This is a genomic window from Rhizobium sp. CIAT894 (assembly GCF_000172795.2).
Classification (GTDB): domain Bacteria; phylum Pseudomonadota; class Alphaproteobacteria; order Rhizobiales; family Rhizobiaceae; genus Rhizobium.
Genome location: NZ_CP020947.1, coordinates 3,051,533 through 3,073,803, shown reverse-complemented (window position 1 = coordinate 3,073,803; position 22,271 = coordinate 3,051,533). Strand labels below are relative to the sequence as shown.

General features: G+C 62.2%; 16 protein-coding genes. 8 read left to right on the top strand and 8 right to left on the bottom strand.

Translation table 11 applies throughout. From position 1 onward, the window contains the following. Positions 1–4 precede the first annotated feature (4 nt). Positions 5–1,876 carry an ATP-binding protein gene (locus tag RHEC894_RS15235; RefSeq protein ID WP_085737891.1) on the bottom strand — a complete coding sequence of 624 codons (1,872 nt, stop codon included), beginning with the start codon at positions 1,874–1,876 and terminating at the stop codon, positions 5–7. Between the two features lie 224 nt (positions 1,877–2,100). On the opposite strand from RHEC894_RS15235, the gene RHEC894_RS15230 reads away from it, so the two are divergent. Both RHEC894_RS15230 and RHEC894_RS15225 read left to right on the top strand, forming a co-directional pair. After that, complete coding sequence (locus RHEC894_RS15230) at positions 2,101–3,432, top strand: dicarboxylate/amino acid:cation symporter (RefSeq protein ID WP_085737890.1); 1,332 nt, start codon at positions 2,101–2,103, stop codon at positions 3,430–3,432. A gap of 208 nt (positions 3,433–3,640) precedes the next feature. After that, entirely contained in the window at positions 3,641–4,786 is a 1,146-nt protein-coding gene (locus RHEC894_RS15225) for an IS4 family transposase (RefSeq protein ID WP_010069540.1), read from the top strand. Positions 4,787–4,926: 140 nt separating this feature from the next. Here RHEC894_RS15225 and RHEC894_RS15220 read toward each other — a convergent pair whose 3' ends face one another. Then, on the bottom strand, positions 4,927–5,982 hold the full coding sequence (locus RHEC894_RS15220) for a glycosyltransferase family 4 protein (RefSeq protein WP_085737889.1): 1,056 nt from the start codon (positions 5,980–5,982) through the stop codon (positions 4,927–4,929). A gap of 27 nt (positions 5,983–6,009) precedes the next feature. After that, entirely contained in the window at positions 6,010–6,486 is a 477-nt protein-coding gene (gene greA, locus RHEC894_RS15215; RefSeq protein WP_085739005.1) for a transcription elongation factor GreA, read from the bottom strand. 253 nt (positions 6,487–6,739) lie between these two features. Here greA and RHEC894_RS15210 point away from each other — a divergent pair, with 253 nt between their 5' ends. Next, entirely contained in the window at positions 6,740–7,972 is a 1,233-nt protein-coding gene (locus tag RHEC894_RS15210; RefSeq protein ID WP_085737888.1) for a putative DNA modification/repair radical SAM protein, read from the top strand. Further along, a complete protein-coding gene (locus RHEC894_RS15205; protein WP_085737887.1) occupies positions 7,972–9,426 on the top strand; it encodes a UdgX family uracil-DNA binding protein in 1,455 nt (484 codons plus the stop codon). The genes RHEC894_RS15210 and RHEC894_RS15205 overlap by 1 nt, the downstream gene beginning before the upstream one ends. A gap of 84 nt (positions 9,427–9,510) precedes the next feature. Here the strand turns inward: RHEC894_RS15205 and carB are convergent, their stop codons facing one another. Then, on the bottom strand, positions 9,511–12,999 hold the full coding sequence (gene carB, locus RHEC894_RS15200; protein ID WP_085737886.1) for a carbamoyl-phosphate synthase large subunit: 3,489 nt from the start codon (positions 12,997–12,999) through the stop codon (positions 9,511–9,513). Positions 13,000–13,280: 281 nt separating this feature from the next. On the opposite strand from carB, the gene RHEC894_RS15195 reads away from it, so the two are divergent. Continuing rightward, complete coding sequence (locus RHEC894_RS15195; RefSeq protein ID WP_085737885.1) at positions 13,281–14,201, top strand: neutral zinc metallopeptidase; 921 nt, start codon at positions 13,281–13,283, stop codon at positions 14,199–14,201. A 55-nt stretch (positions 14,202–14,256) separates the two neighbouring features. Here RHEC894_RS15195 and RHEC894_RS15190 read toward each other — a convergent pair whose 3' ends face one another. Then, positions 14,257–15,249, bottom strand: a complete 993-nt coding sequence (locus RHEC894_RS15190) for an aldo/keto reductase (RefSeq protein WP_085737884.1) — start codon at positions 15,247–15,249, stop codon at positions 14,257–14,259. A 356-nt stretch (positions 15,250–15,605) separates the two neighbouring features. On the opposite strand from RHEC894_RS15190, the gene RHEC894_RS15185 reads away from it, so the two are divergent. Then, positions 15,606–16,850 (top strand): TCR/Tet family MFS transporter, encoded by a 1,245-nt coding sequence (locus RHEC894_RS15185; RefSeq protein ID WP_085737883.1) that lies wholly within the window; start codon positions 15,606–15,608, stop codon positions 16,848–16,850. 142 nt (positions 16,851–16,992) lie between these two features. After that, positions 16,993–18,396: an MATE family efflux transporter gene (locus RHEC894_RS15180; RefSeq protein WP_085737882.1), complete on the top strand. Its 1,404-nt coding sequence runs from the start codon at positions 16,993–16,995 to the stop codon at positions 18,394–18,396. Between the two features lie 17 nt (positions 18,397–18,413). On the opposite strand, the gene RHEC894_RS15175 is transcribed toward RHEC894_RS15180, so the two are convergent. Both RHEC894_RS15175 and carA read right to left on the bottom strand, forming a co-directional pair. Beyond that, positions 18,414–18,734 (bottom strand): antibiotic biosynthesis monooxygenase, encoded by a 321-nt coding sequence (locus tag RHEC894_RS15175; RefSeq protein WP_010068582.1) that lies wholly within the window; start codon positions 18,732–18,734, stop codon positions 18,414–18,416. Positions 18,735–18,870: 136 nt separating this feature from the next. Continuing rightward, complete coding sequence (gene carA / locus RHEC894_RS15170; protein ID WP_085739004.1) at positions 18,871–20,076, bottom strand: glutamine-hydrolyzing carbamoyl-phosphate synthase small subunit; 1,206 nt, start codon at positions 20,074–20,076, stop codon at positions 18,871–18,873. Positions 20,077–20,346: 270 nt separating this feature from the next. Here carA and RHEC894_RS15165 point away from each other — a divergent pair, with 270 nt between their 5' ends. Further along, positions 20,347–20,802, top strand: a complete 456-nt coding sequence (locus RHEC894_RS15165; RefSeq protein WP_010064606.1) for a GatB/YqeY domain-containing protein — start codon at positions 20,347–20,349, stop codon at positions 20,800–20,802. A 3-nt stretch (positions 20,803–20,805) separates the two neighbouring features. On the opposite strand, the gene RHEC894_RS15160 is transcribed toward RHEC894_RS15165, so the two are convergent. Then, positions 20,806–21,696: a hypothetical protein gene (locus RHEC894_RS15160; RefSeq protein WP_085737881.1), complete on the bottom strand. Its 891-nt coding sequence runs from the start codon at positions 21,694–21,696 to the stop codon at positions 20,806–20,808. Between the last annotated feature and the right edge of the window lie 575 nt (positions 21,697–22,271).

The following is a 22,271-nucleotide window of genomic DNA, read 5'->3' as shown; positions in this document are numbered from 1 at the left end:
GACCTCAAGCTTTCTTCAGATGAACCATGAATCGGGTGCCGCTGTCGTCGCTCTCAACCTCCATCCCGCCGCCGTAATCGCCGACGATATCCTTGGAGATGACCAGCCCCAGGCCGAGACCGCTTTCCTTCGAGGTGTTGAACGGCGTGAACAGGCCCTTGCGGATCTCGGGCGAAATGCCGGGGCCGTTGTCGGCGACCGTCAGTGTCACCATCTCCGCATCGATGGACGTCCTGACGTCGACACGACCCTCTTCGGCTTTCGGCGCGACAGCCTCCAGGGCGTTCTGAAGCAGATTGATGAGCACCTGCTCGAGACGGATCCGGTTTCCCATGACCTGCAGTTCGGCAGGCGGCAAGTCGATGTCGAGCGTATCCATGCGGCCGGCAAACCGGCTGCGCAACAGCATCACCGCGCCCTCGATGACGTCCTTCAATCCCGTCGGTTCGGCGTTGCCGCGGCCCTTTCGGGCAAAGGTCTTCAACTCCTCGGTGATCGAGCCGATGCGTTCCGTCAACGCCGCGATACTTTCGAGATTTTCACCGGCGGGCGCCGTCTGGCCGCGATCGAGAAAGGTGCGGGCATTGTCCGCGTAGGCGCGGATGGTTGCGACCGGCTGATTGATCTCATGGGCGACGCCGGCGGCCACCTGACCGAGGATCGCCAGCCGGTTGGCCTGCACCAGATCCTGCTGCACGGCCTGCAGCTTCTGCTCCGTGCTCCTGTGGCCGGTGATTTCCGCCTGCAGCCGGTCGCGCGCCTGGCTGAGATCGAGCGTCCGCTCGGCGACACGCCGTTCCAGTTCCTCCCGCGCCTGCTGTTCCCTGAAAATTTTGAGGGTGACCGCCTGGCGGCGGCGCAACAGGAAGGCAGCGCCTGCCAGCAGCGGCAGGAGTATGAGCAATGCCAGCATCCGGGCTTCGCGAATGCCGGCATCGACGGACGGCCCCAGCGCCACCAGATGCTGCAAATGCCACGCTGTGGCGGGAACAGGCATCCCGACATCGAGAAACCTGGTTTTCCCGGCGCCGCCCGGCATGACGATTTCGACGACGTCGAGCCTGTCGCCGAGGCTTCGGACCGTATCGAGCGGCAGCGGCTGAAGCGGCGCATCGCCGAATTGCAGGCTTTCGCGGATCGCCGTCAGCCGGTCGTCGGCAATCCGGCCGATCGTCATGAAGCGCCAAGAGGGAATGCTGGTGATGAGAACGATGCCGCGATCGTCGATGACATAGGACGGTGCGTCCGAGGCATTCCAATCCGCCTCGACGTCGTCGAATTCCACCTTGACCACGACGACGCCGAGTAGCCCGCCGCCGCCAGATATCCGCTCGGAAATATAGAGGCCGGGTTTCTTGCTGACGGTGCCGAGCGCGAAGTGCTCGGCCTGTCCTTGCGCCACCGCCCCCTGAAAATATTCCCGGAAGCGATAGTCATTGCCGACGAAGCTCGTCGGTTCGCGCCAGTTGCTGGCCGAAACCGCAATGCCGTCCTTGTCGATGACATAGATGACGGCAGCCTTCGTCCCCGCCGCCAGGACTTCCAGTTTCCGGCTGAGCTGCTCGAACGTGCCGGCATCGTTTCCTGCCAGTGCGGCTGCGAGGGCAGCGTCCTGCGACAGCACGAAGGGAAGCGCCCGGTATTTTTCGAGGACCGTGCGCAGCAATGCCGCATTCAGCCTTGCGTCGGTGCGCGCCTGTTCTTCGAGGGCCGTCTCGGCCTGGTAGCGGCCGATCTCGCCGCCGGCCCACAGGCTTGCAATGACGGCGGCAAGCGCGATCGCCGCAAAAGCCCACCACATCCGGCGGATGCGGTGCTGCAGGGGCAGGGAAGACCACAGCGGCGACAGAGACAAGGACATGGCGGATTTGTGCATTTTTCTGCACTGGTTGCAAATGGATTTGTGCGGATTTCCGCATTTCTTGACAGATGGTCGGCGGCTGAGGAAATTTTTAGTAGGTAAAATCAATTACTTAAATCGGTAACGTCAAACTGGCACGGTGATTGCGAAGGAGATGGCAACAACGGCTGAGCTGTTGGAGTGAAGCGAACGGCTCGGGAGGCCGGAGTTCGTTCCGGACGAGCCTTTAGGAGGACATCATGATCGCAGCACCATTCGATGCAGTCGCAGACAGCAAGGGCAAGAAGCCCTTTTATTCCCATCTTTACGTCCAGGTTCTCGCGGCCATCGCCGCGGGCATCCTGCTCGGCCATTTCTACCCGGAACTCGGCGCGCAATTGAAGCCGCTCGGCGATGCCTTCATCAAGCTCGTCAAGATGATCATTGCGCCGGTCATCTTCCTGACGGTTGCGACCGGCATTGCCGGTATGAGCGACCTGAAAAAGGTCGGCCGCGTCGCCGGCAAGGCGATGCTGTACTTCCTGACCTTCTCGACGCTGGCGCTCGTCATCGGCATGATCGTCGCCAATGTCGTCCAGCCCGGTGCCGGCATGAACATCGATCCGGCTTCGCTCGATCCCACCGCCGTCGCGACCTATGCCTCGAAGGCGCATGAGCAGAGCATCGTCGGCTTCCTCACCAACATCATCCCGACGACGATTGTCGGCGCCTTCGCCGATGGCGACATTCTGCAGGTGCTGTTCTTCTCGGTGCTGTTCGGCATCGCGCTCGCCATGGTCGGCGAGAAGGGCGAGCAGGTCGTCGGCTTCCTCAATGCCCTGACGGCTCCGGTCTTCAAGCTCGTCGCGATCCTGATGAAGGCCGCCCCGATCGGCGCTTTCGGCGCCATGGCCTTCACGATCGGCAAATACGGCATCGGCTCGATCGCCAACCTCGCCATGCTGATCGGCACTTTCTACATCACCTCGCTGCTCTTCGTTCTCGTCGTTCTCGGCGCCGTCGCCCGCTATAACGGCTTCTCGATCCTGGCGCTGCTGCGCTACATCAAGGAAGAGCTGCTGCTGGTTCTCGGCACCTCTTCGTCTGAAGCTGCACTGCCGGGGCTGATGAACAAGATGGAAAAGGCCGGCTGCAAGCGCTCGGTCGTCGGCCTCGTCATCCCGACAGGCTATTCCTTCAACCTCGACGGCACCAACATCTACATGACGCTGGCCGCGCTGTTCATTGCCCAGGCAACCGGCATCCAGCTCTCCTGGGGCGACCAGATACTGCTCCTGCTCGTGGCGATGCTGAGCTCGAAGGGTGCTGCCGGCATCACCGGCGCCGGCTTCATCACGCTTGCTGCGACGCTCTCCGTCGTGCCCTCCGTGCCGGTCGCCGGCATGGCGCTCATCCTCGGCATCGACCGCTTCATGTCGGAATGCCGGGCGCTGACGAACCTCGTCGGCAATGCCGTGGCGACGATCGTCGTGGCGCGCTGGGAAAACGAGCTGGATACGGCGCAGCTTGCCAGAGCCTTGGGCGGCGAGACCGAGGACACGTCGGCTGCAGGGCTTCAGCCGGCGGAATAACCGGCCACTCATCAGTCTCGGATAGTTGCAACGGCCCGCCTTCCAGCGGGCCGTTTGCTAATTGATGATTTCGTTCTCTATTCATCGTCATCCTCGGCCTTGTGCCACTGCTGTCCGGTTTAAATTTAGTGGACATGGTGCACGGTGTTGATTCTACTCGTATTCGAGCGTTTCGCGACGATCTCGGACACGAAATAGGAGCAACACCGTGCGGCATGACAATAGCGTCTTTCATGATCTGTTGAAGCGGATTCCGTGGACGATCTTCGAAAGACTTGTGGAGGAGCATCAGGCCGACAAGCATGTTCGGCGGCTGTCGACGAAGAGCCAGTTGATCGCCCTGCTTTACGGCCAGCTTGCCGGTGCCGTCAGCCTGCGCGAGATCGTCGGGTCCCTGGAAAGCCATAGTGCCCGCCTTTACCATCTCGGCGCTCGCCCGGTGTCGCGCTCGACTTTCGCCGATGCCAACGGCCTGCGTCCGAGCGCCGTTTTTACCGAGTTGTTTACGCAGATGCTGGCCCGCGCCGGGCGCGGCCTCAAGCGGGCCATCGGCGAGGCGGTCTATCTGATCGACGGCAGCAGTCTGCCACTTTCCGGGGCGGGATCGCAGTGGGCCCGCTTTTCCGATCAGGCCTGCGGCGCCAAGATGCACGTCGTCTATGATGCCAATGCCGAACGGCCGATCTATGCGGCCGTCACCGCGGCCAATGTCAACGACATCACCGCCGCCAAGGAGATGCCGATCGAGGCGGGCGCCACCTATGTCTTCGATCTCGGCTATTACGATTTCGGCTGGTGGGCGAAGCTGGATGCCGCCGGCTGCCGCATCGTCACCCGCCTCAAGTCCCATACGAAACTGACAGCGAGCGCCGAGCAGGCGGTCAACGAGGATGCCGGCATCCTGTTCGACCGCATCGGCCTGTTGCCGCAGCGCCAGGCCAGGAGCCGCCGCAATCCGATGAACCGGCCGGTGCGCGAGATCGGCGTGCGGATCGAAACCGGCAAGATATTGCGCATCTTCTCCAACGATCTTACCGCCCCGGCCGAGGAGATCGCCGCACTTTACAAGCGCCGCTGGGCGATCGAACTGTTCTTCCGCTGGGTCAAGCAGACGCTGAAAATCCGCCATTTCCTCGGCAACAGCGAAAATGCAGTGCGCATCCAGGTGGCCGTCGCTCTGATCGCCTATCTGCTGCTGCAGATGGCAAAGGCCGACCAGGCCACCATCATAAGCCCGCTGGCCTTCGCCCGCCTGGTGCGCACCAACCTGATGCACCGCAAAAGGATCGACCGCCTGCTAAAACCACGCAACAACCCTCCCGGAAATCCCGGCCAGATGAGCCTCCAATGGTGACACAATTTAAACCGGACAGCAGTGGCCTTGTGCCGAGGATCTGCTGCCCTATCGACCGAAGGCAGATGCTCGGGACAAGGCCGAGCATGACGAAGGAGGGGTTGCCGCCCGTTACCCAACGGGCCGTTTCGGTTTACTCTTCAGCGGTTGTCGCCGAGGAGGCGATCGTAAATGGCGCCGATCGCACTTGCTTCCTTCTCCAGCGCGAAATTCGCCCTGACGTGGCGCAGCGCATTCTCGCCATGGGCGATCGCCAGCGCGGGATCTGCGATATAGGGCGCGATCGCCCGCGTCAGCGCTTCGCCGTCGCCGGCAACCACCACCGAGCCGGTCTCGCCCTCGGCGACGAGTTCGGCATAGGCGCCCGCATCCGATGCCACAACGGCGGTCCGGGAGGCCATGGCTTCGAGCGGCGTCAGGCCGAAGCCCTCGTTGCGGGAAGGGGCGACGTAAAGCGTCAGGCGGCGATACCAGACCTTGATATCGGGCACTTCGCCGAGGAAGAGGATACGATCGCCGAGGCCGGCGGCGGCGACATCGGCCTTGAGCTGTTCGCCGAAGGCGGTGTGCTCCGCGGTCACCCGGCCGGAAACAACAGCCGTCCATTCCGGGTGCTGCGGCAAGAGCTCGATCATCGCCTTGACGAAAAGGTCGGTGCCCTTCTGATGGCGCACACGGCCGAAACAGCCGACGAGATAGCGGCCTGGCAGGCCGGTGGCGGTTATGCCGTCATCGGCCGTTTCCGGCGGGTGGAACAGGGAAAGGTCGACGCCGTGCTGGATGACCGTGTGCGGCACCTCGAGGAAGGAGCCGGAACGGTCGCTGGTTGCGATCACCGTGTCCATGCGGCGGATCAGCCATTTGGTATAGGCAGTGTGGCGGCGTTGCGCGGCCGAGGTGAAGAGCAGCTTCAGCGGCATGCGCAGGACATGGCGAAGCAGGATGCCGGCGGCCATCTCATTGTTGCGGCGGGCATGCCAGACGCGGTAGCGCCGGCGCGCCGGCGGGCGCCAGAATCCGGCGAGCTGCGGCCACTTCAGTTTCGGCAGGCCTTCCGGTAGGCCGGGGCCGAGCGTCGCGATCCTGAAACCGAGGCGGATCTGGCAGGGGATGAGCTGGACGATGGTCGACGTGACGCCGGAGAGCCGGCGCTTGAAATTGGGCGCGATGATCTCGACGTCACGAATATCCGGCAAAGGATGGGTCTCGCGTCTGGCGGGCGATCAGCCCCAGGTCACCTGGAGGATCTCGTAGGCCTTCGAGCCGCCCGGCGCATTGACCTCGATGGAATCGCCGACTTCCTTGCCGATCAGCGCGCGGGCGATCGGAGAGGAGATCGAGATGCGGCCGGCCTTGACGTCGGCTTCCTGGTCGCCGACGATCTGGTAGGTCTTTTCTTCCTCGGTATCCTCGTCGACGAGCTTCACCTTGGCGCCGAACTTGATCTTGTCGCCCGACATCTTGGTGAGATCGATGACCTCGGCGCGCGCCGTCAGATCTTCCAACTCGCTGATGCGGCCTTCATTGTGGCTCTGGGCTTCCTTGGCGGCGTGGTATTCGGCGTTTTCGGAAAGGTCGCCATGAGCACGGGCTTCGGCGATCGCCTCGATGATTCGGGGGCGCTCCTCCTGCTGACGCCAGCGCAGCTCTTCCTGCAGCTTGACGAAACCACCCTGTGTCATCGGTACCTTTTCAACCATTTTTTTGTCCTTCACTCCTTGTGTTCGCGTAATCAGGCGCCCACACAAAAGAAAACAGGTCCCGAAGGGGAGCTTCGGAACCGTGCCACAATTCTAGTTAAGTGCTTATAGCAGATCGGCAAGGCCGATTTCCAGAAAATTCGCATAGGCGAAATGCAACCCACTGCGGCGTCGGGCGATGCGTACCCAAAATGGGCAGAGGCGGGATCGTTTCGGTTGACTGGGTGCGCTAGAACATATAGTGAACATAGGAATGAAGAAGTCGCTTGCCGAACGCTTGGCCATTCTTTCCGACGCCGCGAAATATGACGCTTCCTGCGCCTCCAGCGGCACGGTGAAACGCGATTCGAGCGCAAGTGGAGGACTGGGTTCGACCGAGGGATCCGGTATCTGCCATGCCTATGCCCCGGATGGGCGGTGCATTTCGCTTCTGAAGATCCTACTCACCAATTTCTGCATCTATGACTGCGCCTATTGCGTCAATCGCTCGTCGAGCAATGTCGAGCGGGCACGTTTCACGGCGGAGGAGGTCGTCTGGCTGACGCTGGAATTCTACCGCCGCAACTATATCGAAGGCCTTTTCCTTTCCTCCGGGATCATTCGCTCTTCCGACTACACGATGGAGGAGATGGTCCGCATCGCCCGTGAACTGCGCGTGATCCATCATTTTCGCGGTTATATCCATCTGAAAGCGATCCCCGAGGCGTCGCCGCATCTGCTCGAGGAGGCGGGGCTTCATGCCGACAGGCTGTCGCTCAATATCGAACTGCCGACCGACAGCGGCATCACCCGCTTTGCGCCGGAGAAGAAACCCGCCAATATCCGCCGATCGATGGGCGATCTCAGGCTGAAGATCGAGGCGGCCGGCGAACCGACGCTGAAGACGAAGAAACGCCAGCGTTTCGTTCCTGCCGGCCAGAGCACGCAGATGATCGTCGGCGCCGACGGTGCGAATGATGCGACGATCCTTGCGAGCAGCGGCCGGCTCTACAGCAGCTACGGCCTGAAGCGCGTTTATTATTCCGCCTTCAGCCCGATCCCGGATTCGTCGAAAAACCTGCCGCTGATCAAGCCGCCGCTGATGCGCGAGCATCGGCTTTACCAGGCCGACTGGCTCTATCGCTTCTACGGTTTCGGCATCGACGAGATTACCGCCAACCAGGCGGGCGGCATGCTCGATCTCAATCTCGATCCGAAGCTCGCCTGGGCGCTCGCCAACCGGGGCGAATTTCCCGTCGATATCAACAAGGCCGAACGCGAGTGGTTGCTGCGCGTGCCCGGGCTCGGCACCAAGACGGTAAAGGCGATCGTTTCGGCCCGCCGCTTTCGCCGTCTGCGCCTCGACGATCTCTCGCGGCTCGGCGTTTCGATCAGGAAGGTCCAATCCTTCATTTGCGCCGAAGGCTGGTCGCCGCGGCGGCTGATCGACAGGCCGGATCTTCGCGCCATGTTCGAGCCGCAACCTGAACAATTGTCGTTGCTGTGATGCGCCGGGTCGTGCTTGCGGGGCGGGGCGAACTTGCCGAATGGCGCGATGCCGCACGCGCTTTTGCGGCCGCAGGCATCGGGCCTGAGGAGATCGACTGGCGCGAAAAAGGTGCGGAGGCGGATCTCTCATTCCAGCGCGACGCCATGCCGCCGGCGCCTGCGGCGGCACGCAAGCTGATGACGGTGCCGCCGGCCTTCCTCGACCTTGCCGAGACGGTTCTCTGCCATTCCGATCCGGCGCGGTTTTCCCTGCTTTACCGCCTGCTCTGGCGGCTGCAACTGGACCGGCAGTTGCTCGAGGTCATTTCCGATGAGGATGTGGTGCGGGCGAGGCTGATGGCGAAGAACGTTCGGCGCGATGCACACAAGATGACGGCCTTCGTGCGCTTCAAGGAGGTTGGTGCGGTGACGGAGGGCCGGCGAAAATTCATCGCCTGGTTCGAGCCGGACCATCATATCGTCAGGCGTACGGCGCCCTTCTTCCAGAGGCGCTTCACCGATATGGACTGGCTGATCGCAACGCCCAAGGGCTCGGCCGCCTGGGACGGGGAGCGGCTGACGATCACCGGCGAGCCTTGCGAGAAGCCCAATCTCAGCGATGCCACGGACGAACTCTGGCGTACCTACTACGCCAACATCTTCAATCCGGCGCGACTGAAGGTGAAAGCGATGCAGGCGGAGATGCCGAAGAAATACTGGAGGAACCTGCCGGAAGCCGATCTCATCCCAGGGCTGATTGCGTCGGCCGAGAGCAAGGTGCGAGCCATGGCGGCGCGCGAGGCGACGCAATCGCTGCCCTTTCACGACCGCTTGCAGCAGGCGGCGCGCAACCATCCCGCAGACGCCGAGGCTTTGGCCGGCACGCTGGAAGCCCTCAGCGCCGAGGCCGCCGTCTGCACCCGCTGCCCGCTGCACGAGAAGGCTACACAGACCGTGTTCGGGGAGGGGCCGCGCGATGCGGAGGTGATGTTTGTCGGCGAGCAGCCGGGCGACCAGGAAGATATTGCCGGCCGCCCCTTCGTCGGTCCGGCCGGCCGGTTGCTCGACCAGGTGATAGCAGAGGCGGGTATCGACCGCTCAAGGCTCTATGTTACCAATGCCGTCAAGCATTTCAAATATGAGCCGCGCGGCAAGCGCCGCATCCACCAGAAGCCCAATATGGGCGAGGTGAAACATTGCCGCTGGTGGCTCGATCTGGAAATGGAGCTGGTCAAGCCGAAGTTGATCGTTGCCATGGGGGCGACGGCGCTTGCGGCGCTGACCGATGCGAAGCAGTGTCTCCAGGATATCAGGGGGCAGGCGATGGTGATCGAAGGCGGGCGGACGCTGTTCGTGACAGTGCATCCGTCCTATCTGCTGCGGATTCCCGACGAGCGATCGAAAGCGGAGGAATTCGAACGATTTCGAGACGATATGCTGAAAATACAGCGGCTTATCACGGCGACCGGATAGTTTGATTCCGGAATGTGGCGCCTCTGCCGAAATGACATGTGCCACCGCTCGATCGAGCGATGGCACCGTTTATCTCGAGCGATCTCAGGCGAAATAGTTCTGCAGCGGCCGGACTTCGAGATTGCCGGCCTTCAGCGCCTTGATCGCCTGGGCGGCTGCTTCGGCGCCGGCCATCGTTGTGTAGTAGGGCACCTTCTGCATCAGCGTCGCGCGGCGCAGCGACTTGGAATCCGAGATCGCCTTGTTGCCGTCGGTGGTGTTGATGACGAGCTGGACCTGGCGGTTGCGGATCGCATCCTCGATGTGCGGGCGACCTTCAAGAACCTTGTTGATCTTGGTGGCGATGATGCCGTTCTCGCCGAGGAAGCGGGCGGTGCCGCCGGTCGCCAGTACCTTGAAGCCCTGTTCGACGAGAATGCGGATCGCCGGCAGCACGCGTGCCTTGTCCTCGTCGCGTACGGAAACGAAGACTGTGCCGTCACGCGGCAGCTCGACGCCGGCGCCGAGCTGCGACTTGGCGAAGGCCAGCGCAAAATCGGTGTCGAGGCCGATGACTTCGCCAGTCGAACGCATTTCCGGGCCGAGCAGCGTATCGACGCCGGGGAAGCGGGCGAAGGGGAAGACGGCTTCCTTGACGGCGATGTGCTTCAGCCGGCGCGGATCGGGCTTTTCACCATAGGCGGCGAAGGTTGCGTCGAGTTTCTCGCCGGCCATGACGCGGGCGGCGATCTTGGCGATCGGCGCGCCGATGGTCTTGGCGACGAAGGGCACGGTGCGCGAGGCGCGCGGATTGACTTCGAGAACGTAGACGGTGCCGTCCTTGATGGCGAACTGGACGTTCATCAGGCCGCCGACATTGAGCGCTTTGGCCATCGCCTTTGCCTGGCGCTCGAGTTCGTCGAGCAGCTCGACGGGCAGCGAGCGCGGCGGCAGCGAACAGGCGCTGTCGCCGGAATGGATGCCGGCTTCCTCGATATGCTCCATGATGCCGGCGACATAGACGTCGGTTCCATCAGAGAGGCAGTCGACGTCGACTTCGATGGCGTGGCTGAGATAGCTGTCGAAGAGCAGCGGGTTCTTGCCGAGCAGGGTGTTGATCTGGCCGGTCTTGTCGTTGGGATAACGCTGCTTGATGTCCTCGGGCACGAGTTCCGGCACCGTGTCGAGCAGGTAGGTCTGCAGCTGGCCTTCCGAATGCAGGATCTGCATGGCGCGGCCGCCGAGCACGTAGGAGGGGCGCACGACCAATGGGAAGCCGATTTCGGCAGCGACCAGGCGGGCCTGCTCGACCGAATAGGCGATGCCGTTGTTCGGCTGGTTGAGATCGAGCTTCATCAGAAGCTTCTGGAAGCGGTCGCGGTCCTCGGCGAGGTCGATCATATCGGGCGCGGTGCCGAGGATCGGGATGCCGTTTTTCTCAAGCGCCTCGGCAAGCTTCAGCGGCGTCTGGCCGCCGAACTGGACGATGACGCCGACGACTTCACCCTTTTCCTGCTCGGCCCGCAGGATCTCGATCACGTCCTCGGCCGTCAGCGGCTCGAAATAGAGGCGGTCCGACGTGTCGTAGTCGGTCGAGACGGTTTCCGGGTTGCAGTTGATCATGATCGCTTCATAACCCGCATCCTTCAGCGCGAAGGCGGCATGGCAGCAGCAATAATCGAACTCGATGCCCTGGCCGATGCGGTTCGGGCCGCCGCCGAGGATGACGACCTTCTTGCGGTCGGACACTTCGGCCTCGGAGCGGGCGGCGCCGACGAAGGGCGTTTCATAGGTCGAATACATATAGGCGGTCGGCGAGGCGAATTCGGCAGCACAAGTATCGATGCGCTTGAAGACCGGGCGGACGTTCAGGCTGTTTCGGAACTCGGCGATCTGCTTCGGGCGCTTGCCGGTGAGCGTCGCCAGCCGCGCATCGGAAAAGCCCATGGCCTTCAGCATGCGCAGGTTCGCGGCGTCCTCCGGCAGGCCATGCTCGCGGATACGGGCTTCCGTGTCGACGATGTTCTTGAGCTCGGCGATGAACCAGGGATCGATCTTGCAGCCTTCATGCACCTCTTCGATGCTGAGACCCATGCGCAGCGCCTGGGCGACCATGCGCAGGCGATCCGGCGTCGGCGTTCCGATGGCGGCGCGGATGGCGTTGTGGCTGGATTCGCCTTCCTCGGAATCGGGGATCTCGATCTCGTCGAGGCCGGTCAGGCCGGTTTCGAGGCCGCGCAGCGCCTTTTGCAGCGATTCGGCGAAGGTGCGGCCGATCGCCATGACTTCGCCGACCGATTTCATTGCGGTCGTCAGAACCGGCGAGGCGCCGGGGAATTTCTCGAAGGCGAAACGCGGGATCTTGGTGACGACGTAGTCGATCGACGGTTCGAAGGAGGCAGGCGTGGCGCCGCCGGTGATGTCGTTGTCCAATTCGTCGAGCGTATAGCCGATGGCGAGCTTGGCGGCGATCTTGGCGATCGGGAAACCGGTGGCCTTGGAGGCCAGCGCCGATGAGCGCGACACACGCGGGTTCATTTCGATGACGACGAGACGGCCGTCCTTCGGATTGACGGCGAACTGGACGTTCGAGCCGCCGGTCTCGACACCGATCTCGCGCAGCACCGCGATCGAGGCGTTGCGCATGATCTGGTATTCCTTGTCGGTCAGCGTCAGCGCCGGGGCGACGGTGATCGAGTCGCCGGTGTGGACGCCCATCGGGTCGATGTTTTCGATCGAGCAGATGATGATGCAGTTGTCCGCCTTGTCGCGGACGACCTCCATCTCATACTCCTTCCAGCCGAGCACCGACTCTTCGATCAGCACTTCGGTGGTCGGCGAGGCGTCGAGACCGCCGCCGACGATCTCGAAGAATTCCGAGCGGTTGTAGGCAATGCCGCCGCCGGTGCCGCCAAGCGTGAAGGAGGGGCGGATGATGGCGGGCAGGCCGACATGGTCGAGCGCCTGGGCGGCGATTGCGACAGCATGGTTCATGTAGCGCTGCTTGCGGTCGCTCTCGCCGAGGTTCCACTGGTTTTCCAGTTCGTCCAGGGCCTTGTCGAGGTCCGGGCCGGAGAGGCTTTCACGCAGCTTGCTGCGCTCGGCCTCGTGCGTCTTGCGGTCGAGATCCTTGATGTCGGTGGCGTTCGCCAGCATCGAGCGCGGCGTTTCCAACCCGATGCGGGCCATCGCCTCGCGGAACAGCGCCCGGTCTTCGGCCATGTCGATGGCGGCGGGCTTGGCGCCGATCATCTCGACATTGTAGCGGTCGAGCACGCCCATGCGCTTCAGCGAAAGGGCGGTATTCAGCGCCGTCTGGCCGCCCATGGTCGGCAGCAGCGCGTCCGGGCGTTCCTTGGCGATGATCTTGGCGACGACCTCGGGGGTGATCGGCTCGACGTAAGTTGCGTCGGCAAGGCCCGGATCGGTCATGATCGTCGCCGGGTTGGAGTTGACGAGGATGACGCGGTAGCCTTCCTCTTTCAGCGCCTTGCAGGCCTGGGTGCCGGAATAGTCGAATTCGCAAGCCTGGCCAATGACGATCGGTCCCGCGCCGATGATGAGGATCGATTTGATGTCTTGGCGCTTCGGCATGGGCGATATCCATATGTCTGGCTGCGCAAAAAGCCGGCCAGGGTGGGAGATCACCGGGTCGGGTCGCGCATTGAGGTCTTTTCAGGCTAGAAGCGGCTTATAGGCAAATGTATTTGCAAACGGAACCCCATAAATCGCGGAATCGACAGGAATCCAACACGGGGCGAAAGACTATCGTCAGGCACGACCACCAGCCCCCGATGAACTCGCTGGAATTCCAGGCGTCGACGGATATATAGATTCGTTAAGTGCAATCACGGGCATTGCCGGGGAGAACGAAGATGGAATGGAGAGGCCGGCGTCAGTCCGACAATATCGAAGATCGCCGCGGTGACCCGGCGAGCGGCGGTTTCGGCCGTGGCGGCGGCTTCAATTTTCCCTCCGGCGGCGGCGTTCGCCGCGCCGGCGGCGGCTTGAGCATCGGCACGATCATCTTTCTCGTCGTGATATATCTGATCTTCAAATGGATGGGCGTCGATCTGCTGCAGGTGCTGGATAACGGCGGCATGTCGAGCGGACCCGGCTACGAGCAGAGCCAGTCGCAAGGAACACGCCCGCCCGCCAATGACGAGATGACCGCCTTCATGCGCACCGTGCTCGCCGAGACCGAGGATACCTGGACGGGCATCTTCCAGGCGCAGGGCCGGACTTACGAGGAGCCGCGCCTCGTGCTGTTTTCGGGCTCGACGGCATCGGCCTGCGGCTCCGCATCGGCGGCAACCGGACCGTTCTATTGCCCCAGCGACCACAAGGTTTATCTCGACACCCAATTCTTCCAGGAGCTTTCCGACCGGTTCGGCGCGTCGGGCGATTTCGCCGAGGCCTATGTCGTCGCCCATGAGGTCGGGCATCACGTGCAAAACCTGCTCGGCATCCTGCCGAAGTTCAACCAGGCCCGTCAGCGCATGAGCGAGGAGGAGGCCAACAAGATGTCGGTGCGCGTCGAGCTGCAGGCCGATTGCTTCGCCGGCATCTGGGGCAAGTATACGCAGCAGAAGGGGCTGCTGGAGAGCGGCGACCTAGAAGAAGCGCTCAACGCCGCCCAGCAGATCGGCGACGATACGCTGCAAAAGCGCTCGCAGGGTTACGTCGTCCCGGAGAGTTTCAACCACGGCACCTCGGCGCAGCGCGTCCGGTGGTTCAAGCGTGGTTTCGACAGCGGACAGCTGTCGGCTTGCGATACGTTTTCGGGGCCGGTTTGAGGGCGTGAGCTCTTGCCGCTGCACGGCAGGACGGTTCAGTACCTTTGACCTAACCTTACCTCTCACTATCCATATGCTTCAGCATCTGTTCGGGATAACGCCCGCCGGCGGCCGCATCCTTCGGGACGGCGCGTTCGATGGCGGCGAAATCTTCTGCCGACAGGTCGACCGCGCGTGAGCCGAGCGCCTCGGTCAGCCGGTCGCGGCGGCGGGCGCCGATGATCGGGACGATATCCCCGCCCTTGGCGGCGACCCAGGCAATGGCGATCTGGGCGACGGAGACGCTTTTTGCCTGAGCGATCTCGCGCAGCCTTTCCACCAGAGCGAGGTTCTGCTCGATATTGCCCTCCTGGAAGCGCGGACTATGGGTACGAAAATCGCCTGCCGCGGCCTGGCCTTTCTGCCAGTGGCCGCTGATCAGGCCACGAGAAAGCACGCCGTAGGCGGTGATCGAGATGCCGAGTTCGCGGGTCGTCGGCAGGATTTTCTCTTCGATGCCGCGCGAGATCAGCGAATATTCGATCTGCAGATCGACGATCGGGGCGACGGCTGCGGCGCGGCGGATGGTGTCGGCGCCGACCTCCGACAGGCCGATGTGTCTGACATAACCTGCTTTGACCATGTCGGCGATGGCGCCGACCGTATCCTCGATCGGCACGTTGGCATCGAGGCGGGCCGGGCGGTAGATATCGATATAGTCGACGCCGAGGCGCTGCAGCGTGTAAGCGAGGAAATTCTTCACCGCGGCCGGGCGGGCATCGATGCCGTTCCAGCCGCTGGCGGGATCGCGGAGCGCGCCGAATTTGACGCTGAGAATGGCATTCTCGCGCCTGCGGCCTTTCAATGCGTCGCCGATCAGCATCTCGTTATGGCCCATGCCGTAGAAATCGCCGGTATCGAGCAGGTTGACCCCGGCATCGAGCGCGGCATGGATCGTCGCAATGCTTTCGGCGCGGTCGGAGGGACCGTACATGCCGGACATGCCCATGCAACCGAGGCCGATTGCCGAGACTTCGGGTCCGGTCTTTCCCAAACGATAGGTCTGCATTGCCTTCTCCTTCGTCCGCGCCCCCCAGCAGCGCTGTCGATGCCGTTCTACCGCTTTTGTTTTTCGGCGATAATCGGGCAGTCTCGAACAGGCTGTGCGGGGAAATGCACAATGAGCGATGTTCCTATCCGTGATCTGGATGCCGTCGCGGCGATTGCAAGGAAGCGCGGAGCTTGGCGCTGGCTCTCGATCTCCTGAAAGAGCGCCCTCCGGTTGAGGGATTTCATAAATTTCCCGTAACGGCACTATCAAAATCTTTGAAATGTTCACGGATTGTTTCGGTTTCTTTTCTGAGCTATGTCATTTTCTCGGCGACGAGATCGTCTTTTCAGAACCAACCGCTGTAGAGATGCCTCATGCTTGACCCCAAATTCGTTCGCCGCGGCCTTTTCCTGGTCTTCATCATCCTCTTCCTCGACATTATCGGCATCGCCATCATCATGCCGGTGCTGCCCGCCTATCTGGAGCAACTGACTGGCGGCAGCGTCAGCGATGCGGCGATCGACGGCGGCTGGCTGATGCTGGTCTATGCCGGCATGCAGTTCCTGTTTGCGCCGCTGCTTGGAAACCTGTCGGATCGTTTCGGCCGCCGGCCGATTCTTCTGCTGTCGGTGCTGACCTTTGCGATCGACAATTTCATCTGCGGCATCGCCACCAGCTTCTGGATGCTGTTCGTCGGCCGCGTGCTCGCCGGCATCAGCGGCGGCAGCTTTGCCACCTGCTCGGCCTATATCGCCGATATCAGCACGGAGGAGAACCGGGCGAAGAATTTCGGGCTGATCGGCATCGCCTTCGGGGTCGGTTTCACCATCGGCCCCGTCGTCGGCGGCTTCCTCGGCGAATTCGGCCCGCGTGTGCCCTTCCTCGGAGCGGCCGCCCTGTCGCTTCTCAATTTCATCGCCGCCTGCTTCCTGCTGCCGGAAACGCTGGAGGCGAAGAACCGCCGGCAGTTCGAGTGGAAACGCGCCAATCCGCTCGGCGCGCTTCGGCAGATGCGCCATTATCCCGGCATCGGCTGGGTCAGCCTCGTGATGTTCCTGTTCTTCCTGGCGCATGCCGTCTATCCCTCGGTCTGGTCGTTCGTGTCGACTTATCGCTATGGCTGGAGCGAAGGGCAGATCGGCCTGTCGCTCGGCATCTACGGGATCGGCGCGGCCTTGGTGATGGGACTGGTATTGCCGCGTGTCGTGCCTCTGCTCGGCGAATGGAAGACAGCGCTCCTGGGTCTCTGTTTTTCGGCTGCAGGGCTGACCGGTTACGCCTTTGCCTGGGAGGGCTGGGTGGTCTATGTGGTGATCGTGGCGACCGTGATGGAAAACGTTGCCGATCCGCCGTTGCGCAGCATTGCCGCCGGCAAGGTGCCGCCCTCGGCGCAGGGCGAGCTGCAAGGCGCGCTGACCAGTCTCAGCAGCATCACCACCATTCTGGGCCCGCTGATCTTCACGCAGTTGTTCAGCTATTTCACGCGGCCCGAGGCACCGGTTACCTTTGCCGGCGCCCCCTATCTGACGGCCGCCCTGTTCATCCTGGTGGCCGCCGGCATATTCCTCGTGCGGGTCCGTGTCCGTCAGCCGGCCGAGGCGCTGGAAGCGGCGGGTTGATCGATCAGGAATGCTGATGCGATGATGAATTTTTCATCATCTGCCTGTTTTGGGGTAGTTCTTCGCCGGGCTTTGATCTAAGTCCGGAGTGATATTTTGCCGCGAGCTGCGGCGATGCGATTTCAATCACAGGACTAGTGTCATGGACACGCCGATCGACGCGCGCAGGCTTGCGCCGACAACCGATAATCGTTGGGGGGCACATTTCCGTGCAACGCTGGCGCTCGGCATTCCGCTGATCGGCGCGCAACTCGCCCAGCTCGGTATCAACACCACCGACGTGATGATCGTCGGGCGCCTCGGCGCCGAACATCTGGCGGCGATGGTGCTGTCGGCCCAGTTCCTGTTCACGATCCTGATCTTCGGCTCGGGTTTTGCCATCGCCGTCATTCCGATGGTGGCGCAGGCCTATGGCCGCGGCGACGTCGTCTCCGTGCGCCGGGCGCTGCGCATGGGTCTTTGGGTGGTGATCGCCTACTGGCTTGTCATGCAGCCGGCCTTCTTCAACTCGGAGCAGATCCTTCTCTTCGCGCAGCAGAAGCCGGAGGTGGCCAAGCTCGCTCACGGTTACATCATGATCGGCCAGTTCGGCGTGCTGCCGGCGCTGCTCTTCAACGTCATGCGGGCCCTCGTCAGCGCCATCGGCAAGGCGGGCATCATCCTCAACGTCACCATCGCCACGCTGGTGCTGAACGCGATCTTCGCCTATGCCCTGGTGCTCGGCCATTTCGGCTTTCCGGCGATGGGGCTCGAAGGTGCTGCGATCGTTTCGCTCGTCGTACAGACGGCAGGCTTCCTCTTCATCCTGGCCTTCGTGCAGCGGCGGGAGGAGACGCGGCGCTACGAGATCTTCGTGCGGTTCTGGAAGCCCGACTGGCATGCGCTGCTGGAGGTCATCCGCCTCGGTTTCCCCATCAGCGTCACCATTCTTGCCGAAGTCAGCCTGTTCACGGTCGCCTCACTGCTGATGGGCCATATCGGCACCATCGAGCTTGCAGCCCACGGTATTGCCCTGCAATGGGCCTCAATCGCCTTCATGATCCCGCTCGGCCTCAGCCAGGCGGCGACGGTGCGCGTCGGCGTCGCCCACGGGCAGGGCGATTACGATGGGCTGGTGCGTGCTTCGGTCATGGTCCTTGTCCTTGCCTGCGCCATTTCGGCGGTAGGCTCGCTGCTCTTTGCCACCATGCCGCAATTCCTCGGCAGCTGGTTCCTCGACGTCAACTCGCCGGAGGCGCCCGAAGTGCTTGCCTATGCCGGGCCGCTGATCGTCGTTGCCGGGCTTTTCCAGCTCGTCGACGGGCTGCAGGTGATCGCCAATGGATTGCTGCGCGGCCTCAAGGATGCGCGCGTGCCGATGATCATGGCGTTGATCGCCTATTGGCCAATCGGCTTCTTCCTCGCCTGGGCCTTCGCCTTCCCGCTCGGCTTCGGCGGCATCGGTATCTGGTTCGGCTTCCTCGTCGGGCTGGCGGCAGCGGCCGTCATGCTCTGCGCCCGCTTCTACCTTCTGCTTCGCCGCGAGGGAGCAGCAGCCGGCGCCTGAGCCGGCCGTCTTTGCCCTCAAGCCGCGACAGGCTTGTAGCTGGCGATATCGGCGCGAATGCCGAGACGTGCAAACAATTCCTGTGGGTCGAAATTCGCCGCCTTGTGAGCGACGGCGACGGCTGCCCGCGCGCGCTCGACGACATCGGTATTTTCCCACTCGGCGATCGTGACGAAATTGAATTCGCCGGGGCCGGCGACCTGCTCCAGCACCCGGTGATCGATAAAACCCTCCTGCGCCTCCAGCACCTTGTGGGTCATCATCACTTTGACGAGAAACTCCTCCCGTGCCGCAGCCGGCACGATGAATTTGTCGACACGAAAAAAGGCACCGCTCATCTATTTTCTCCTGCATGAGATGTCTGCAGGGAGATCTGTAATTCCTCAAGTTAAGTTGAGGTCAAGGTGCGGGTAAAGAAAAAAGGCTCGCCTATCGGCGAGCCTTCATCTGAACTGGGCAGTTCAGTTCTTGAAATCAGCGTTCGGCCAGCGCCGGTTCGCCCTTCTTTTCGCGCACCATGTTGATGAAGCGGCGGAAGAGGTAGTGGCTGTCCTGCGGGCCGGGAGAGGCTTCCGGGTGGTGCTGCACGGAGAAGACCTGTTTGCCGAGCACGCGCAGGCCGCAATTGGTGCCGTCGAAGAGCGAAATATGAGTCTCTTCAACGCCGTCGGGCAGCGACTTCGAGTCGACCGCGAAGCCATGGTTCATCGAGACGATTTCGACCTTGCCGGTCGTATGGTCCTTGACGGGGTGATTGGCGCCGTGATGGCCCTGGTGCATTTTTTCGGTCTTGGCGCCGAGGGCAAGACCCAGCATCTGATGGCCGAGGCAGATGCCGAAGACCGGGATGTCGGTCTTGATAAGCGTCTGGATGACGGGCACGGCATATTCGCCGGTTGCCGCCGGATCGCCGGGGCCGTTCGACAGGAAGATGCCGTCCGGCCGCATGGCGAGCACGTCTTCGGCGCTGGTAGCAGCCGGCACGACCGTCACCTTGCAATCCAGACCGGCAAAGAGGCGCAGGATGTTGCGCTTGACGCCGTAATCGAGGCAGACGACGTGGTATTTCGCATCCGCCGCGCTGAGTTCGCCATAGCCTTCGTTCCAGATCCATGGCGTCTCGGTCCATTGTGATGACTGGCCCGAGGAGGCGATCTTGGCAAGGTCGAGGCCTTCGAGACCGCTCCACGCTTTGGCTTCGGCCTTCAGTGTCTCAATGTCGAAGACGCCGTTCGGGTCGTGGGCGATCACCGCGTTCGGGGCGCCGTTCTCGCGGATCCAGGCGGTCAGTGCGCGCGTATCGATGCCGCAGAGGCCGATCACGCCACGTGCCTTCAGCCATTGATCGAGATGCTTGGCGGCGCGGTAATTCGAGGGGTCGGTGATGTCGGCCTTGAAGATCACGCCGACGGCGCCGTGGCGGGCAGCGGGCGTCAGGTCTTCAATGTCTTCATCGTTGGCGCCGATGTTGCCGATGTGCGGAAAGGTGAAGGTGACGATCTGGCCGAGATAGGAAGGGTCGGTCATGATCTCTTCATAGCCTGTCAGCGCCGTATTGAAGACGACTTCGGCCTGGACCTTGCCGGTCGCGCCGATGCCCTTGCCTTCGATCACCGTGCCGTCGGCAAGAACGAGCAGGGCGGTCGGCTTTTCGATTGTCCAGGGTGCTGTCGCGGTCATCTTCATCCCGTTTCCGGCGGTCGGTGCGCGTTGCCGCGCGCGTCGCCATTTGATCTCGCAGGCGTGTGGACGCGGCAATGCCGCGCGCTTCAGGCCTGATCACGAATTTTGGTGCAGGTGGCGGTAAATAGCCACGCAATCGCCGAGCGTCAATCTTTCTAGCCGAGATTGCCGCCGTTTTCCTGCGCTTTATCGCGGCGATCGCGCAATTTATTTGATCCGTCGCATCGGCGTGGTTTATGAAGCGGCATCAAAAAAGGAGAAAAGACCATGCTGCGCGATCAACTCGCCACCCAGCTGAAAGAGGCGATGAAGGCCAAGGATGCGGAGCGGCTTTCCACCGTCCGGCTGATTCAGGCTGCGATCAAGGACCGTGATATCGCCAATCGCGGCACCGGCAAGGAGCAGGCGAGCGAGGACGAGATCCTGCAGATCCTCGCCAAGATGGTGAAGCAGCGCGACGAATCGGCCAAGATCTACGAGGAGAATTCGCGCCCGGAGCTTGCCGCCAAGGAGCGCGCCGAAATCACCGTCATCCAGGATTTCATGCCGAAGCAGCTTTCGGATGGTGAGGTGCGCGCCAATATTTCAGCGATCATCGCCGAGACTGATTCCTCAGGCGTCAAGGACATGGGCAAGGTGATGGCGGCGCTCAAGGAGCGTTATGCCGGCCAGATGGATTTCGCCAAGGCGTCTGCGACCGTCAAGGAACTGCTGAACGGATAGGCCTCAGACCACCCGTCTCGCCTGCGGTTCGTCCTGGACCGCAGGCCCGAGCACCGTTTCGGCGGCGGTATCGATGATGGCGAACTTCGCCGCCTGATAATTCCAATATTCCATGATGAAGCGGCCTGACAGCCAGAAATCGCCCTTGCGGGAGGGCTCGGTCCAGCCGACGCTTTCCATGGTCGCCGCCTGCGTGAGAAGCCGCTTCAGGTGGGTGTTGGAGATCATGAACTGCTCGCGGATTTCCCGGAGCGACAGCGGGCCGACCACGACGCGTTCGGCCGCCCGGGGAAATTCCGGAAGGCGCGAGATCAGGTAATCCATCACCAGCCCGCCGGTATTCGCCCAGTTGAAAAGATTGAAGGTCGGCCCCGGATTACGCACCGCTTCGCTCCCGATAATCGCCTTGGCGATCAGCGGCTGGATCGCGGCCATCATCGCCGAGGGATCGGCGGTGATCCTGTCGGCACGTCCACCGCCGTCGAGGCTGTCGAGGATCATCACATGGGCGACGAGCCATCGGGTGAAATGCTGTTCGGCGATCTCCGTGGGTTCCAGATAGCGTGTGCGCTTGTCGGGGCCGGGAACCGTCCGCAGGAAGCGGTAGGCCAGCATTTCCTGCATGAAGGCCGCAGCAGTATTGCGGCTGGCGATGTCGTTCCTGACCGCGAAATCGATGAACCGGCCGGAATAAAGGCCGCCGCTCCTGCCGTCGTCGGGGTAACCGTAATGAAGCGCGAAGCCGGCATGGGCCATCAGCCAGCGCTGCTGCGCGGCGAAGATCGAGGCGATACGAGGGCTCTCGCGATAGATCGAGAGCATCTGATCGGCGCAATTGAGGATCGCCGCGAGAAAGCGATCGTCTGCTGCGAGATTGTCCGCGGTAAAAGCCATTTGGAGAGGTCCAGGAGTTCGGCGCATACATCTTTCACGCAAGCGCCGCCTGTCAACGGTTTTGTCTATAAGCGGTTAATTTCAAAGGGAGAGTTGTCGCAAAGGAGCTTAAAATTTAAGAAGGCAGGAGCTGGGGGCGCTCCTGCCTTCTTGCTCTTTGCTTCCACCGGCACGCAGGGCCGAAGCCCAAGCCGGAGGGTGTTTGCAAAGGCACCCTTGCGAAGCGGCGCCGGGGGTAGGGATGGTGCTTCGCTTGGGGATCGCTTTGTTGAGATCGAACCTATTGCGGGCTGGCGGCTTATTCAAATTACAAAAAAATAATGATTGCCGAAAACGTCGTTTTTAGAGGCGTCGAAGCAAAGGTTCGGACGGCGGCGCCGGGATAAGGCCACGCAATCGATGCTGGCGATAAGTCTATGTTTTAAAACGATTTAATTTGGCTTCATCCAAGACCGTCATTCTTGCCGAGACATTTACGGCGGCGGACATTCAGCGCTTGAAAGACAATAATGTCGCACCCTGTCGCAGGGGGCGATAACGTGTTTTTGATTGGATAACCGACGCCGCCGTGGACG